Annotated in this window: 12 protein-coding genes and 1 pseudogene; 4 read left to right on the forward strand and 9 right to left on the reverse strand. The window is 41.4% G+C overall.

What is annotated here, in order from left to right:
* The first annotated feature begins 147 nt into the window (after positions 1 to 147).
* Positions 148 to 2,652 carry a serine/threonine-protein kinase gene (locus tag PULV_RS05795; protein ID WP_193331137.1) on the forward strand — a complete coding sequence of 835 codons (2,505 nt, stop codon included), beginning with the start codon at positions 148 to 150 and terminating at the stop codon, positions 2,650 to 2,652.
* A 7-nt stretch (positions 2,653 to 2,659) separates the two neighbouring features.
* Here PULV_RS05795 and PULV_RS05800 read toward each other — a convergent pair whose 3' ends face one another.
* The 3 genes from PULV_RS05800 to PULV_RS05810 form a co-directional block, all read right to left on the reverse strand.
* Positions 2,660 to 3,196, reverse strand: coding sequence for a hypothetical protein (locus PULV_RS05800; protein ID WP_193331138.1), 537 nt, complete (start codon positions 3,194 to 3,196; stop codon positions 2,660 to 2,662).
* Between the two features lie 129 nt (positions 3,197 to 3,325).
* The gene (locus PULV_RS05805; RefSeq protein WP_193331139.1) at positions 3,326 to 4,201 is read right to left on the reverse strand and encodes a DMT family transporter; all 876 of its coding nucleotides are present in this window, start codon (positions 4,199 to 4,201) and stop codon (positions 3,326 to 3,328) included.
* Positions 4,202 to 4,355: 154 nt separating this feature from the next.
* The gene (locus tag PULV_RS05810; RefSeq protein ID WP_193331140.1) at positions 4,356 to 7,280 is read right to left on the reverse strand and encodes a M16 family metallopeptidase; all 2,925 of its coding nucleotides are present in this window, start codon (positions 7,278 to 7,280) and stop codon (positions 4,356 to 4,358) included.
* Positions 7,281 to 7,516: 236 nt separating this feature from the next.
* Here PULV_RS05810 and PULV_RS05815 point away from each other — a divergent pair, with 236 nt between their 5' ends.
* Both PULV_RS05815 and PULV_RS05820 read left to right on the forward strand, forming a co-directional pair.
* On the forward strand, positions 7,517 to 8,473 hold the full coding sequence (locus PULV_RS05815; protein ID WP_086742482.1) for a methylenetetrahydrofolate reductase: 957 nt from the start codon (positions 7,517 to 7,519) through the stop codon (positions 8,471 to 8,473).
* A gap of 237 nt (positions 8,474 to 8,710) precedes the next feature.
* The gene (locus PULV_RS05820) at positions 8,711 to 9,409 is read left to right on the forward strand and encodes a helix-turn-helix transcriptional regulator (protein WP_217895787.1); all 699 of its coding nucleotides are present in this window, start codon (positions 8,711 to 8,713) and stop codon (positions 9,407 to 9,409) included.
* 21 nt (positions 9,410 to 9,430) lie between these two features.
* Here PULV_RS05820 and PULV_RS21910 read toward each other — a convergent pair whose 3' ends face one another.
* The 6 genes and pseudogenes from PULV_RS21910 to PULV_RS05845 all read right to left on the reverse strand — a co-directional run bounded on the left by PULV_RS21910 (position 9,431) and on the right by PULV_RS05845 (position 13,544).
* Positions 9,431 to 9,832 carry an OmpA family protein gene (locus tag PULV_RS21910; protein WP_319608840.1) on the reverse strand — a complete coding sequence of 134 codons (402 nt, stop codon included), beginning with the start codon at positions 9,830 to 9,832 and terminating at the stop codon, positions 9,431 to 9,433.
* A 63-nt stretch (positions 9,833 to 9,895) separates the two neighbouring features.
* A pseudogene (locus PULV_RS21915) lies at positions 9,896 to 10,666 on the reverse strand (CsgG/HfaB family protein); the annotation flags it as partial.
* Positions 10,666 to 11,094, reverse strand: a complete 429-nt coding sequence (locus PULV_RS05830; protein WP_405127481.1) for a curli assembly protein CsgF — start codon at positions 11,092 to 11,094, stop codon at positions 10,666 to 10,668. The gene PULV_RS05830 and the pseudogene PULV_RS21915, both read right to left, overlap by 1 nt.
* Before the next feature lie 2 nt (positions 11,095 to 11,096).
* The gene (locus PULV_RS05835) at positions 11,097 to 11,492 is read right to left on the reverse strand and encodes a CsgE family curli-type amyloid fiber assembly protein (protein ID WP_086742480.1); all 396 of its coding nucleotides are present in this window, start codon (positions 11,490 to 11,492) and stop codon (positions 11,097 to 11,099) included.
* A gap of 34 nt (positions 11,493 to 11,526) precedes the next feature.
* Positions 11,527 to 13,035 carry a curlin gene (locus PULV_RS05840; protein WP_227009361.1) on the reverse strand — a complete coding sequence of 503 codons (1,509 nt, stop codon included), beginning with the start codon at positions 13,033 to 13,035 and terminating at the stop codon, positions 11,527 to 11,529.
* 20 nt (positions 13,036 to 13,055) lie between these two features.
* Positions 13,056 to 13,544 carry a curlin subunit CsgB gene (locus PULV_RS05845; protein ID WP_086742479.1) on the reverse strand — a complete coding sequence of 163 codons (489 nt, stop codon included), beginning with the start codon at positions 13,542 to 13,544 and terminating at the stop codon, positions 13,056 to 13,058.
* A 408-nt stretch (positions 13,545 to 13,952) separates the two neighbouring features.
* Between PULV_RS05845 and PULV_RS05850 the strand changes: the two genes are divergently transcribed.
* A complete protein-coding gene (locus PULV_RS05850) occupies positions 13,953 to 16,454 on the forward strand; it encodes a S8 family serine peptidase (RefSeq protein WP_193331141.1) in 2,502 nt (833 codons plus the stop codon).
* Positions 16,455 to 16,525: the final 71 nt, after the last annotated feature.

Here is a 16,525-nt window from a genome sequence, read left to right on the forward strand (position 1 = left end):
GGAAATGCCTTTGCTTCAACACGGACAAATGGTATAAATTAGCCCAGCGTTATAATTACATCGCACGTTTTTTGCTTGGTATATTAACTAAAACCAAAAAGAGCCATAATTGGCACTGACGATAGCGAGAGTGAAAAGGATCATTTTGTGATTGATGGGTTAGCGGAGTTTTTAGCCACAAAGGGATACACCATTAGCGAGCCAATTGGCAAAGGCGGCATGGGTGAAGTCTACTTGGGTCACGATCCTCGTCTCAATCGCCCTATCGCAATTAAAATATGCTCACTGAGCGATCACCCCAATAGTCAATTAGAAGCCAAAAATTTAGCCGCACTGAATCACCCTAACATAGTACAAGTTTACGATGTATTAGAGCACTTAGCACATACTCTGATCATCATGGAGCTAGTCGAAGGCCCGACGCTGAAACAGCACCTAAAAACAGCGGTATTAACTGAAAAACAAAAACTCAATATTGTAACGCAAATATGCCAAGCGTTAGTTCACGCTCATCAACGAGGTGTGTTTCATTGCGATCTAAAAAGTAGCAATATCATTGTTAACCAAGACAATGACGTCAAGTTAGTCGATTTTGGGATCAGTATTAGCGAACACAACCCACAACCCAGAAGCATCAATTATGGCTCTGTGCTAACGGCCTCTCCTGAGCACCTAAATGGGCAAGCGCTCGATCAACACAGTGACTTATTTTGTTTAGGATTACTCGCCTTTGATATGTTTTATCAGCGTCATCCCTTTGTAAGCAAACAAAGTAGCCTGGTTGACAACATGTTTAAACACCCCAAGCTCGATGCACAAAGCTTGCTCCCGCTATTGCCTGAGGCACTCGCACAGCTACTCAATCAATTAGTCGAAGTGGATAAAAAGCAACGCCCTGAAAATAGTGAAGATGTGCTAACGCGATTGCGTTTTATAGAACAACATTACGATATGGCGACTGATGATACATTAGCTATCACCAAAGTCTTACCTGCTGCCAACCAGTCCAAGTCAATGTTCAAGTTATTTGCTGCTGTACTTAGCCTTATGTTAGTCAGTGCAACACTTGGGTACTGGTTGATAACCCCAAAAGAGAAAGAGACGGTCTTATTATTACCCTCAACCGCACTCAATACAGTCAAAACCAATTTCACGCTGACAATCGATGATGCCCTTAGCCAGTACTTTATCCAGAATGACCAGTTCAAGTTACTGCCAGAAACCGATGCACGATTAATCGACCAAATGACCGCTAAAAGTCACAGTGAACAGTTGGCGATTGCTGGTAAAGAATTAGGCGCATCCGTCATTATCCGCCCCACCATTCGTTGTGAGAAGATCTTTTGCCAAGTTAAATTGCAATCTTACCGCGCTCCATCTTGGTATGTACACAATGAAAAATCAGGGAGGCTTAATGTCGAAAACTACACTCATTTATATACGTTTAGTCAAACCTTGCTTGAACAAATTACAGGCGGCCACGATATTAGCACTCAGCTAAACGATGGCGATGAACAAAACTACCAACAATATTTATCCATTAAACAAGCTTTTTTAAATGGTGATTTAAATAATACATCAGACAAAAATTCATTAGATCAACTCTATACATTATTGAAACAAAACAACAAAATTTATAGTGCGTATAGTTTATACCGAGAGCTTGCCCTCAATACCTATCACATTGATAAAAACCCTGAGCATTTAACCCAAATGGAAGCACTGTTAGCCAGCTCACCAAGTCAATACAAACAAAGTGAAAGCTATCACCTTGATTTATTCAGCCTGTATCAAGCCCAGCAAGAATGGGAAAAAGCTCGTAATGTCATCGAGTTATTAAAACCTAAAAACCCTAGCCATTATTACAGCTTGCTCGGGAGATGGCACTACGCTCAAAATCAATTTAAAGAAACAAAGCAATACTATTTAAAATCTCTTGAGCTCACTCCGAACTTAGCACTTAGGAAATCATTGGCTTATTTGTACTATATCGAAAGCGATTTTGAACAAGCGCTAAACGAGACTTTACGTATCGTTAATGCGCTACCTGATGACTTATTTGCCAATCAGTTATTAGCGGATATATATATGGGACAAGGTGAGTATAAAAAAAGCATCCAACATTATTTATCTTTTATTGATAGCTCACAAACACCGATTGATTACAGTAACTTAAGCCTCGCTTTATGGCTTGACCAACAGCCAGAAAAAGCGCTTTATTACGCCCAAAAAGCACTCGAACTCGCGACTGAGAATACCGGCATCATCTTAAATTATGCTGACTTATTAAATGTGAACGCTCAAACACAACAAGCGCACGATTATTACCAGCAAATAATCAACAAAGTCATTGCAAAGCCGAGTGCGCAAGAGTTATTAGAAAAAGCGCAAGCTTACAGTCAAGTCGGTGACCATATGAATGCGCTTAAAACATTGAGCTCTGTTGTTGTAAACAACGAGAACAAACAATTTTACTTTTACACCGCGACACTTGTGAATACTCAAGCAAAACAATTTGAGTCTGCCTTAGTAAGCTTTGAAGAATCTTTACAAGCAGGTTATCCCATTGAATGGTTTCAGTTTCCTTGGTATCAACCGCTGTGTAAATTTACTATTTTTAGCAATAAAGCAGGCAGTTTTTGCCTGCAATAAGAGTGGATTACCTTTCGACTGGAGGTCGTCTAATAATCACACCCGGATCTTGTGACATAAAGATTTGTGCCTCTGCTGTATTAGGATCAGCAAATTGCACAACATAACGAAAAGAAATAGCCAGGTCAGCATCTGAAGGTGTCGCAGTTGCAAGGTTAACCGCCACCACTTGATCTAAAGGGATCGGTAAGTCAGGGTTTTGTGCATTAATAAACTGCTGGGTTTGACCCACATTGGCAATCTTCAGTACTAAGGTTTTATTGTCTGAAGAGACATACGAGCGCAAGTTGTAATTACAGTTATCAATTGCTTGGCAGTACTCTATTCCGTTACCAAAAAACGACCATCCCTCAACAGCCATTTCAAGTATTAACGTTGCTTCTTGAGCAAAGTTAATTGCTGAATTGTGATTATCAAATGTCACCATTAAGCTATCAACAGCTTTGCCATTTTGCAGCGTTTGCCATACTGTTTTTTCGCCCTTGACAGGAAACGTAGGATGAAGCTGAAATGTCGTGCTGTTATTATTTATATTGATTTCCATAATGTCTGTTCCTAGTTAAAACTCAATCATATATAACCAGTTAGTACATTGATATTACTAATTATTACATCTTGAAAATCAGTTTTTTTTGAATCAAAATGACTTCAAAAACCAGCACAGCTATTAAACTCAGTCCTGCTTTAATCGCGATTGTTGATACTGGTTCACCCCAAATGCCAGAGCAATCATTGCCCCACCCACTGCCAAACGCACTAAATCCGCATCGCGATTCCAAATCATTAAATTGACCACTATCCCTGCCGGGATCAGCACATTGTTCATGACTGCTAATGTCCCGACATCAACAAGGGTCGCGCCTTTATTCCACGCGAAGAACCCAAGCCCAGAAGCAATCACTCCTAAGTAAACCAGCACGCCCCATTGTATTGAAGTCTGCGGCAATTGTGAGGGGTTGCCAAAGAGTGCATAACTTAAAAGTGCAACAACAAAAGCACCAACAAAAAACCAGCCAAAAATTTGATGTTGTTTGATTGGCTGAGAGTGCCGTTGGTTTTGTTGATTCATCACTCGCTTATAGCTCACCTGACCCATGGCAAAACACACATTAGCGCCTTGCACCAATAAAAACCCAGTGATAAAACCAGCGTCGATACTTTGATACCGGATTGCCACCGCACCTAACACAGCCAATAACGCCGACACTAAAAAATGCAGATGAAATTGGCGCTCAAGGACATCATTAATCAACGTAATATAAACAGGTGTCATCACAGTAAACAGCAGTACCTCAGGTACACTTAAATACAAAAAGGAATGGTAATAAAAACCGTACATCAAGCCCAATTGCACCGCACCAATCGCCATCAACTGCGTAACAAAGACTTTACTCAATTCGCCCAAGCGCAAAAAAGGTAAAAAAACTAAAGCAGCAAGCCCTACTCGCATCAGCACCGAAAACCACGGGTCGACTTGCCCTGCCAAATACACGCCAATTAGGCTAAACGAAAACGCCCAAAGCACTGTGACAACGATTAAATAAAGCATGATAAATTCATTGTTAAATATAAAAGCGCTATGTTAATCAATAACCCCGCCACAACAAAGCAGTAAACAACATTCGCCATCTATCTACTCCACCGAAAATAAAAAAGCCCGCGATATACGCGGGCTTTTATTGTTAAGCTCGTTTATTGCTTAATTATAAAAACACGTTTTCAATATCGAGTACTTCAACGTGTTTTTTATTCAGTTTGAGCGGGTAGCTTTCAATGATTTTATCTTCATTAATAAGCGCTGCTGGTTTATCTGAATTATATTTAAGCGGAGACACTTGCTCAGTGGTTAAACGTTTTGCCATGTCTTTACCATCACCGGTTACAAATACAAACTGAATATTATCGGTTTGTAAGTTGTCACGAATAACGCGGTTTACATCATCCACTGTGAGGCTCGCTAGTTGCTTACGCACATAACTTACAAACTCATCCGTTTGATAGAACTGGCTATCGAGGGCATAACCGAGTTGACGATCTTGGCTTGCCACTAACTGTGGCACAAAGTTAACTAAGAAATTACGGGTTGCAGCAAAGTTCTCTTCACTCATGCCGTCTTTGATTAATTTATCAAGTTCAAACATTGCAGTACGGGTAGCAAAATGCGCATCGTTATTAGAACGCAGTGGGCGTAACCATACTTGGAAGATTTGCTCAGAGCGGCCTAAGTTTGCATCCGGCTTGGTTTGGAAGCTACCACGTGGGAAGTATTCGATGTAAGAATAATCACCATAATTCATGCCGCGCACTTGGCGAATTCGCTCATATAAGAAACTGTTTGAACTTCTGTGCTCACCAAAATACGAACGCACTAACCAAAGTGCCGCCCAATCTTTATCGCTGCGAATAGTCTCAATCGGGAAACCAAACGACACAGCGGTCGACTTCGCAGTTTTTTCAATAATTGTTGCATGGCGGCCAACTAGTTTAGGTGCGTCAGCGATGGTTAAACGCTGCTCATCACCTTTTGGTAAAGTAGATAAGTCTTGCAGCATTTTGCTTTTTACTTTGCTAGGTAATGCACCTGTAATCCCTAAGTTCAGTTTCGCTTGTGTAAACTCGCTACGGTAAAAGGCTTTTACATCATCAAGAGTGATCGACTCTAAATCAGACAAGTCACCATAGTTATAACTTTCATACGCATGGCCTTGATACAATTTATGATAAAGCACTTCTTTACCGAGCTCTTCATCGTTAGAGGCTTTTAAACCTGATTTTAAACCGTCAATTTGTTCTTTTTTCAAACGCTTAAAATCATCTTCACGAAAACCAGGATTAAGTAACTGATCGCTGACTAATGCGTACCAAGCTGCAGCATTGTCTTTATGGACACGACCGCGAAATGAAAGCATTTCTTTATCAAGTTGCGCACCAAAGCTACCAGCTATCGGATACATGGCTTTTTTAATGTCGTTATAAGAGCGACTTTCTGAACCACCTTGTGCTAACAAACTCGCGGTTAATGCGGCTAAGCCTTTTTTACCCACAGGATCAGCCGCAGCGCCGGTATAGAATAAAAAGTTTACATCCACCAGCGGTGAATCATTACTTTTATCAAGCACATTAAACGCCACTTCAGTTGGTTTATTGTTGATTTTTGCGACCAAGGCATTCAGGCTGACTTCTTGTTCAAACCCTTTGATGCTCGCTAAATCAGACATGGTCACAGTGGTGCGCGCTTCATCAACAAAGTACTGATTCGCAATGTCTTTTATATCTTGCGCTGTGATTGCATCAGCACTTGCATACAGGTCATTAATGACTTCTGGATCACGTTCAAAGTGCATATACGATGCAAGCGTTGAAGCAATGGCTTCTGATGAATCAAGGCCACCAACAAAGCTGTATTTTAAGTTTGATTTTAAGCTGGCCAGTTTATCGGCATCCACTAGCTCAGTGCGCGCTTGGGCATAAGTTTGATTAATCGCATCACGCACGACGGCTAAATCTTGTTCTTTTTCAACTTTTACAAATACATGCAACAAACCTGGATCTTTGGTTTCGGCGTTGTAAGTAAACATTTGGCTAGCAATTTGTTTATCCACTACTAACTCTTGATACAGTGCTGAGTTATTTGAGAAATAAAGCTGAGAGATTAAATCAAGTGCAGCGCGGTCTTTTTGCTTAGGTTGCCACGCTGTGCCTTTATACGACACTAATAACCAGTGACCTGGTAAGCCATCATTTTTCTCATGGATGTATTTAGCTGCTTGCTGTTTTGGCTCAACCGGAATATCAGCGACGAAATCGCCTTTTTGCCAGTTACCCCAGTGTTTCTTCACCATTTTCATGGTTTCTTGTGGGTCGACATCACCTACAATCACTAACGATACATATTCAGGCTTATAAAACTTTTCAAAGAACTCTTGTCCATACGCCATTTGATCTGGCATGGCTTCAATATCTTCAAAAAAGCCCATGGTAGTGTGCTTATAGGTATGCTTTTCAAACGCTTCGTTTCTAACTGCAGAGAGTAACTTACGAATTGGGCTGGCATTATTTTTTAAATATTCGCCTTTTACAGTCAAAGCTTCAGTACGAAATTGCTCTTCGCTATACGATAAGTTTTGGAAAATATCCGCTTCAATTTCGAGTACTTTATTTAAATGCTCTTTTGAGAAGTTAAGGTGATAATTAGTGTAATCATTGGTGGTGTAAGCGCGGTTATCCACCCCTGAATTTTTCAAAATATCTGAGTACACATCTTGCGGGTATTTTTCAGAGCCTTTAAACATCATATGTTCAAAAAAGTGAGCAAAGCCAGTTTTGCCCGCTTCAACTTCATTGCGTGATCCGACTGAAACCGGTATTTGCAGCGATACAACATCAGGGTAATCGGTTTTAACAATCATCACGCGCAAGCCATTTGGCAACTCTTCTAATACATAGTTTTGCGAAAACACTTTATCGCGACTATTGTTGGCCATTTTTTTGTGGCTTGTTTGCTCAACAGCGTATGTAGATTGACCTGAAGTATCGTTGTTGCGTTTATTTCCTGCATCTACGTGGACAACACAACCCGATAAAATGGCAGACACTGCCAAGCTGGTCGCTAAAAGTTTAAATTTCATGGTGATCCCTTAAGTGTTTTTTGTTATATCGCGGCCTATTATGCTCAAGCATCGATTATTACGCGACTGATTACGATGAAAGTTTGTAAATAGATGTGTCATTTGACTGGCGATACCTCCTCTCAACATGAATTTAATTCAACTTCAATGAAAAACTTTCACTAAAAAAATCTATCTAGACGTCTAAATGGCTGCTATATTAGTTGCCATAGATTGAATTTCGTTAGGGCAGGGTCATGGCATTATCGCTACAAGAGAAAATTGAAGATGCAAATCAAGGTGTTTACCTCATAGGTACTACGCCACCAAAAATTGATACCGATAATGCGCAATTAGAAACAATTGCCAATAAACTACTTAGCCGTCTACATGAAATTGAATATGATGGTGTGGTGATTTATGACATTCAAGATGAAAGTAGCCGTATCAGCGCCCCGCGCCCTTTCCCATTTAAGCAAACGGTCGACCCTCGCGTATACAGCCAACTGCTGAGCAAATTGTCTGAATTAGATGTGATCACCTATAAAAGTGTCGCACAGCGTGGTGTCACACAATTCAAAGCCTGGCTTAACGAAACCAAGCAAGAATTCAATCTGAAAAATTTAGTCTTAGTCGGCAGCCCTTCATCAGAAGGCGACATCAAGTTGAGCTTGCCTGATGCTTACCAAACATTGGCGGACAGCGAGCAAGATTTCTTCTTAGGTGGCGTGACGATTGCTGAGCGTCATGCCTCAAAACGCAACGAGCATACGCGCCTGATCGAAAAAACACAGCAAGGCTGCCGCTTCTTTATTTCGCAAGCTGTTTATGATGCACAAGCAACCATTGATTTAATTACCAGTTATGCCCGTACATGCCGCCAAGAAGGTATTAAACCTAACCGTGTGATTTTAACTTTTACCCCTTGCGGTGGTGAAAAAACCCTACAATTTATGCAGTGGCTAGGCATTGCAGTCCCTGAAGCGACAAAATGGCGCATATTGGATGCCGAGGATTCACTTAATGAATCAATTCGTATTTGCCGTGAAAATTTAAACCAGATTTTGCGTAGTTGTGCCCACTTAGATGTGCCGTTGGGTTTAAATATTGAAAGCTTAACTAACCGTAAAGAAGAGATTGATGCATCGATTAATCTTTATCGTTTACTAAAGGCGACGATGGAGCTCAACCTAGCCGAAAAACAAATTGCTTAACCCATCTTAAAGCAACTCAAAAAACCTAACCTTTGCCCCAAGGTTAGGTTTTCTCTAATCCGTAACGTTCCAAAAAATTGACAGCGTTATCATATAGATAAATTACTCTATCTATAACGCGATGTGATTTTTCCCCCCTTTTATATAGCATAAAAATCTAGCTTATTATTTTACATTAGTTTCTAATTTAAATACGCTGACTGTCCGCTTTCAACAATCTATAAAAGGAAGTTATAAGTGAATTGGCTAGAGTCAAATGTATATCTGCAAGTCTCATCGCATTATCAAGAATCCAATACGATCAATGTGCTACTGAAAGTGCTAGAAACAATGTGTTGTAATGTCAAAGTCGACACCAACCTACCTGAATTAAATGAGGCAAAACAAGACAACCTTTACTTAATTTGTGCTCGGGATACACCATGGAATGATATGTTACCGGCCCATTTAATGCTGCTCGCCAGAGATCATCGCGTGATTATTTACAATGCAAAGCATGAGGAAATTTCTGAGCAATTACTACTGATGGCAAACGTCAAAGGCGTCTTTTACCATAATGATACCCCCGACATTCTATTAAAAGGGATCAGTAAAATTTTAAATGATGAATTATGGTTTAAACGCAGCTCTATCTGTAAAGCCTTTGGTAACTTACTCGCCCAGCAACCTAAATATGCAGCCTCAGAGCAAAGTAATGACTCACTTGAAAAACTGACCAAGCGAGAGCGCACTATAATTCATCTCATCTCACAAGGTGCAAAAAACAAAGATGTCGCCGAGAAACTGCACATCAGCGACCACACAGTCAAAACCCACCTTTACAGTGCATTCAGAAAAACCAATGCCCGCAACCGTATTGAGCTAGTCAATTGGGCGCAAAAGTTTTTACCTTGTGCCCTGCAACATGGCGCACCAGCTAGCCATATCAATCCTTAACGACAAAAAAAGAGTCTCTTATTAGAGACTCTTTTTTTGTAAGTGATCATTCACTTTTATTATCACACGGCGATCGAAAAACAATCCTTCTGGATCATCAGACTGAAACATTGCCTGCTCCTCACCTAATCCGGCAATTGCGATCCGCTCCATGGCAATGCCGTTTTGCAGCATATATTGTGCAATATTTTTTGAGCGACTGAGTGAAAGCGCACTGTTATCGTCACTGTGGCCGCGTTGATCCGCATAACCATAAAGCTGAACACTTAATCGTGAATCACTATTGAGTAAGTCTATGATGCTATTGAGTTGATCGACATACACTGATTCTACTTGTGCCGTGCCCGTTCTAAATTGCACCGCAAAGCTCAATTGCGTCACGGCTTGCTGAGACACTGTGGCCATGTGCTGTGCTTTTAGCATTTGCTGCTGTTTGAGTGCCGCAGCTTGTTTTGCTTTTACTTGCTCAAGCGCACGTCTATTTTGTTCTTGTGTGGTCCAAATTCCTTTATCAATCCCTTTGACAACCAAAGTCGATAACGCTTTTTCTATCGCTTGTTTGACACAAATATGCATCGGCTCGTTTTCACTGTAGCCCGCCTCTGCTTCTGCCAAACGTTTATAACTGACATAACGGAAAAAGCCCGCGCGAATTTCTTGGCTCAAGACTTTTTTAGTGGTCGCGACCGATAATAAAATTTGCCCGGTACGTACATCCACCGCACGTAAGTAAATTGAAATCACATCTTCGCGGTACAGCTCTGAAGCACCAATACCAAAATACTCCATCCCTAAGCCACCTGTTTTAACATTCGAATCATAGCTAATAATGCCACCTTCAAGAATAATTTTTGCAGTGGTTAATGGAGGTAATTGTGTTGTTTCTTCTTCTTTGTCTTTAAGTGATGCTCGGACAATTTTACGTTCTGTAAGAATATTTTGTAGTCCTTCGCGTTCAACAGGTGTAAACCAATCAGACTCATGCAGTGCTTGCACTAAAATGGAGTTTGCCCCTTGTGTCACCGCTGTTGAAAACGAGCTGACATTCGCTTGGGGTTTGTATTGCCCAGTTTGATCACGAAACGAATAAACTGACACCGCCACACTTCCCGCGGGAGTGGGTAAGTTTTTAAGCTCATTAAATGTATCGGTTTGCTCAAGCGCTTGTGCAATTTCAAGATCCGGTGGCAACGTTTTATTCACGACCGAACAACCGGATAAAATGACCACTAAGGCCAATAAAAAAGACTGTTTCATCATCCGCCAAACCTCGGTACTTCAACTATCACCACTTCACCGGTCACTGTATTGGTTATTTGCACGGTGATTGTATCCACCCCACTAGTCAGCACTTGAATTTCATAATCTCCACTCATAAAAATAGAGTCTTGATTAAAAATGCTGTCATCAACCCCTTCACCAAATGCCAGATCAGTAATCTCGCGTACCATGCGATTGATATAAGCTCGCTCTAACGAGTCTTGGAATTTTTCGGCATAGCTTTTTTCATTAATTGGCGCTTTGTGCTTGTTTTGCGATTGCGCTTTATTGAGCAACATCGAGCCATTTAAAGGACTGCCGCCAAAACTTGGATTGATTGGGGTGTACACTAATTCACTGGCGAAGGCATGTGAGACAGATAACATCATCACTGCACTTATTATTATTTTTTTTGATCTTGTCATTACTACCATCCACTACTGGCTAAATCTTCACTTTGTTCGATAAATTGCGAACGAGCTATCGCATCAATCGTGGTGTAAATTGCTTGTTCTACTTTATCTTCAACCGGCTCAATGCGTCGGCCCATGTACGTGCCATAAATAATGGTGTTGTTCATCTCAACCACGAGGCGGGTGCCTGCCCGTGGTACTACGGTTTCTTTTATCACTACGTTGGTGCCTACTGTGTTGGGCATGTCCTGCCATAATAAGCTGAATTTATTATAAAATTCATGACCTGAGCGACTGATTGTACGATCGAGTAACAAGCCACTGATTTCTATTTCGCCATAGACAGGTTTCGTCGTGCACAGTAAGAAAACGCACATTAGTAACAATGGGATAGAGTGATATCGGTTCATAAAAGTGGGGCCAATCAAGGCCCCTCCTACACAATTATTGTTGAACAATCGTTGCGCTGTTGTAATCACCTACTTGTGTGATTGAAATGTTACCTGAGGCACTAATAATTGAACCTTCAACTAAGTTGCCATCACCCATTTGATTGATGCTTAGTGTGATATCACCACCACCAACCAAAAGTGCATCGCCACCTAGACCGCCAATCATGTTGTAATTGCCCGTTTGCGCAATATCAATATTGTGGCCACTGCCTTCAATCATCATGTCTAGTGAGTTTAAGTCACCGTTTTGTGCAATATCTACATTACTATTGTTACTGTCTAAAATACTGCTGAACGTAACCGTTGAGTCATTTTCATTACCCATTTGTGACACCATCACTTCATTATTAAAGCTGGTCAGTGACACATTAGGATACGATGACTGTACAAGACTCGCATTCGAATCACCTGTTTGTGACACAGTGACATTGCTATCTGCAGCATTAAAGTTCGCAATATGGCTGCTGTTGTCATTACCAAGTTGTATCAAAGTGAAATCATTATTGTCGCCTAATGCGCCCATGTATGATTCATTGCTATTGCCCAATTGCGTTACTTTGAAATCATTATCACTGCCAATCACATCAGCTGACGCTTTATTTTCATCGCCTTGCTGGTTAATGGCGACTTCATTGTCTGAGCCTGTGAACACATCGCTGACAATTTCATTGTCATCGCCACGTTGATCAAGCATTAACGTGTTATCGTTTCCTTCTACAGCGGCCACAGTAACTGCGTTACTACCACCTTGCTGATCAATCGAAATATCATTGTCTGAACCATTGATTAAACCAATAGTCGCCACTTGGATATCACCTACTTGCTCAACATTGAGCTCATTCGCATCACCGATTAACTCATTTACTTTTAAGGTATTCCAAAGGCCATCTTGAACAACGTCGATACTGTTTGCATCACCTTGCACTTTGTCTAAGTGCATTTCACTCCACGCACCCGCTTGAGATACAGAAACAGCATTGCTATTTCCTTGCATGTCTTTGTTATAAGCCCAATGCCCACCATCAGATTGCTCAACGGTAATCTCATTGTTATCGCCGGTGATAACATTAATCGCTTCATTGTTAGCGCCTAAAAAGCCTGCACCAGACTGAGTCACAGCAATTTCATTGCCATTACCAGTTAGCTCAGTTAACGCACCATTCATCTCGCCATTTTGAGTGTAAACCTGGCTATTTTCATTGCCTGTGGTGGTTAAAAGAAGCAAATTACTTTGCCCTACTTGCACTGTTTCAGTGCTATTAGCTTCACCTGTTGTGGTTATTTCAAGCTGATGTAAGTCACCATCTTGCAACGCTCTTAAATCATTCCCCCAGGTCACACCTGTTCCTGAAGTTTGATTGATTACCATTGAGTTACCGACTACTTGTACTTTATTTTTAGTATGGACGGACTCACTTAAATCTTTGCTGCTTGCCAGCACCGTTGTTGAACTCAACGCCATTGCGACAGCACATGTAACCAGAGATTTATTTAATTTCACTGGGTTTCTCCTAGATATTGTTATTGTTTAGAAAACGAGACATTGACCACAAGATCGTTACCGATTTGCGTGACTTTAAATGCCTGTTCACCTATCTGTGAAATATTGGCTATGTTGGCATCGCCCTGCTGGAATACTTCAGCGTGGTTATTATTCCCTTGCTGTGACAGGTTGATGAGGTTATCTGAACCATTTTGCAAAAAGGTCGCTAAATTATTGCTGCCATTTTGCACCACATACGCCTCATTCGTACTTCCATTTTGTTGGTTGACTGTTGCTTTATTTAATATCCCATACTGAGTGACAACTACTTGATGCTGTTGCGCACCGTCTCGGTATTGCAGGGAAGGATTTAGACTGAGAGAAAGAGGAGATTCGATGAGGTCTTGATGAAGCTTCGACAATGACTGATCACAAAAAGCGGGCAGACTAACCATTAAAGCACTGCAAGACAGCAGGGCAATCAAGGCATTTGATCGGTTATTCGCGGTATGTTTTTGTGTGGTCATTATTATTATCTTTATCAGGGACTCAACCCCTTTAATCTACCGATATAACCTAGCTGTCGCATATCGGCCATAATTACTCTTTATTTTAATTATTTAAATTCAATAACTTAAACACTTAAAAATCTAAATGTTAATTTTTTATAAACACGAATACCAAAAAAGTATGAGAAAAAATAAACTGACAATTTCCCCATCGCCTGCCATTTAAAGATAAAAAAGAAACATTAAAACAATAACTTGAGAAATAACGTTCCTTTTTTGAATATTTAACTTGCCTAAAATATAAAATGAGCGTTTTCTTAATAGGTTGCTGATTTATTTAATACACATTTAGATTGCTGGAATTTGAGGCCTAAGCGCTCAGGATATGCCTGAGTAAGACAATAAAGTCATAATGGAATCTCACTCATGAAAGCAAAACTTTCGACGTTATCACTTGCCTTGCTACCTTTATTTGCAAGTGCAAACCCAAGCATTGCGCCAGCTAAAAAAGCGGAACCACATTACAAAGCCGATTCAGTAATCGTTGTTTATAAGCAAGGCACCAAAAGCACTGATCGTGCTTCAGCACGTAAATTAGTTGCTGCAAAAATCTCAGATATCAACCTCGATGAAGTTGATGATCGCTTTAAAAATGTTCTCTCTGGACGCTTAGCACAATATAAGCTTGATAAAACCAATGCCAAAGATGCCATTGCCAAACTAAAATCTCACCCTGCAGTCCTCTATGCAGAACCCGATTACCAAGTCAAAGCTTTGGGCGTCCCTGATGACTCTCGCTTTGGTGAACTTTGGGGTTTACACAACACAGGTCAAACAGGCGGAACTGCCGATGCTGATATCGATGCAGTAGAAGCTTGGGATATTTCGACGGGTAGCCGTGAAGTTATTGTTGGTGTGATTGATACTGGGGTTGATTATTCTCACCCTGATTTAGCTGCCAACATGTGGACTAACCCTAATGAAATCGCAGGCGATGGCATTGATAATGACAACAACGGTTACATTGATGATGTCCACGGTATCAATGCGGTGACAAATTCTGGCGATCCGATGGATGATCAAGGCCATGGTACACATGTATCAGGTACTATTGGTGCATCAGGTAATAACGCCAATGGCGTAGCTGGTGTAAACCATAATGTTTCGATTGTCGGCTGTAAGTTTTTGGAAGCGTCGGGCAGCGGTAGTACATCAGATGCCATTAAATGTATCGATTACATGGTTGGCTTAAGTAATGCAGGCGTTGAAGTAAGAGTATTAAATAACAGTTGGGGTGGTGGCGGCGCAAGCCAAGCTCTTGCGGATGCGATTACATCGAGTGAGCAAGCTAACATATTATTCGTAGCAGCTGCGGGCAATGATGCTGTGGATAACGATGTCAATCCAAGCTATCCATCAAACTATGAGCATGCCAGTGTGTTATCTGTCGCAAGTACTGATCATAACGATGCGATGTCTGGATTCTCTCAGTGGGGACTCACCACGGTAGATATGGGCGCGCCGGGTTCTGCTATTTTATCGACAGTTCCAGGTGGCGGCTATTCGAGCTTCTCAGGTACATCCATGGCGACTCCACATGTTGCGGGTGCCGCTGCGTTAGCGTTATCGGTTAACCCTGCGCTAAACTTCCAAGAACTCAAAGATCTTCTCATGAGCTCTGGGGATGACAACGCAGCACTTACTGGTAAAACGGTATCGGGTAAACGCTTAAACGTATTTAACGCCTTGCAAGATGCAAACCCTGAGCCTGGCTTTAGACTCAAAGTGGCACCTTCTAATCAAACTATCACAGCAGGCGATACAGCTACATATACCTTTGAAATTGCTTCTGTTGCTGAATGGAATGATACAGTCACGCTTGCGCTAACAAGCTCAATTGCTGGTGCGAGTTTATCAACAAACTCTGCGATGCCGGGCGATACTGTCACTCTTACAGTGCCAACAACGTCAGAAACAAACTGGGGTGATTACAGCTTTACTGTCAACGCGACTAGTGGTGATTTAGCTAAAGATGCAACCGTGGGCTTATATGTTTACCCACAAGGTTTGAATGACTTTACTTACGCCAATGACAGCAGTGCAGCCATTCCTGACAATGACCCAACGGGCATTACCTCAGTAATCAATGTACCTGATGACATCACTTTATTTGGAACGTCTGCATCGGTTGATATTAGCCATACTTATATTGGTGATTTAATTGTGAAGCTCACGTCGCCATCAGGTTCTGTGGCCACGTTACACAATCAAGCCGGTGGTTCTGCAGATGATCTTGTTGCCACTTTCACTTCAGCAGTGTTTGATGGAGAAGTCGCAACAGGTGATTGGACGCTGAGCGTTGAAGATACCTACGCAGAAGACACAGGCACACTGAATAACTGGTCAGTGACTTTCACTGGACTGGGTGAAGTGGGTCCAACAGCTCCAATAGCTGGTTTCACGTATGAGCGTGATTTCCTAAATGTCAGCTTCACTGACACCAGTACCGATGTGAATGGCGATATTGTATCGCGCACATGGGACTTTGGTGATGGCAATACCTCAACAGACACTAACCCAATGCATAGCTATGCTGCCGCAGGCACATATGCAGTATCACTTACTACGGTTGATTCTGAAGGTCTGAGCAGTACTAAAACAGAAGAAATTCAAGTCTCTGAAGTCAACATTGAGCTTGCAGTGAAACGCTCAAATAAATCACGTACTGGCTATATGCGTGTCGAGCTAACATGGCAAGGTGCTGCACAAGGCACAGTCGATGTTTATCGTAATGGTGAGCTGTTAAATACCGTTGAAAACAAAGGTGTTTATCGCGATATTCAACGTCAAGTTGAAGAAAATGCCTTTACCTACAAAGTCTGCCAATCAGTGGATATTTGTTCAAATGAAGTAAATGTTAATTTTTAGTTTCCACCCCTAACGACCAAGGCGCTCACATTGAGCGCCTTTTTCATTTTATCTTGCAATGTTTAAGCGCA

Source organism: Pseudoalteromonas ulvae UL12, assembly GCF_014925405.1.
GTDB classification, from domain to species: domain Bacteria; phylum Pseudomonadota; class Gammaproteobacteria; order Enterobacterales; family Alteromonadaceae; genus Pseudoalteromonas; species Pseudoalteromonas ulvae.

What these genes read in the sequence shown, in the direction of transcription:
- PULV_RS05800 (WP_193331138.1), bottom strand. Translation starts at nt 3,196, where the DNA reads ATGGAAATCAATATAAATAATAACAGCACGACATTTCAGCTTCATCCT.
- PULV_RS05805 (WP_193331139.1), bottom strand. Translation starts at nt 4,201, where the DNA reads ATGCTTTATTTAATCGTTGTCACAGTGCTTTGGGCGTTTTCGTTTAGC.
- PULV_RS05810 (WP_193331140.1), bottom strand. Translation starts at nt 7,280, where the DNA reads ATGAAATTTAAACTTTTAGCGACCAGCTTGGCAGTGTCTGCCATTTTA.
- PULV_RS05815 (WP_086742482.1), top strand. Translation starts at nt 7,517, where the DNA reads ATGGCATTATCGCTACAAGAGAAAATTGAAGATGCAAATCAAGGTGTT.
- PULV_RS21910 (WP_319608840.1), bottom strand. Translation starts at nt 9,832, where the DNA reads ATGCTAAAAGCACAGCACATGGCCACAGTGTCTCAGCAAGCCGTGACG.
- PULV_RS05830 (WP_405127481.1), bottom strand. Translation starts at nt 11,094, where the DNA reads ATGACAAGATCAAAAAAAATAATAATAAGTGCAGTGATGATGTTATCT.
- PULV_RS05835 (WP_086742480.1), bottom strand. Translation starts at nt 11,492, where the DNA reads ATGAACCGATATCACTCTATCCCATTGTTACTAATGTGCGTTTTCTTA.
- PULV_RS05845 (WP_086742479.1), bottom strand. Translation starts at nt 13,544, where the DNA reads ATGACCACACAAAAACATACCGCGAATAACCGATCAAATGCCTTGATT.
- PULV_RS05850 (WP_193331141.1), top strand. Translation starts at nt 13,953, where the DNA reads ATGAAAGCAAAACTTTCGACGTTATCACTTGCCTTGCTACCTTTATTT.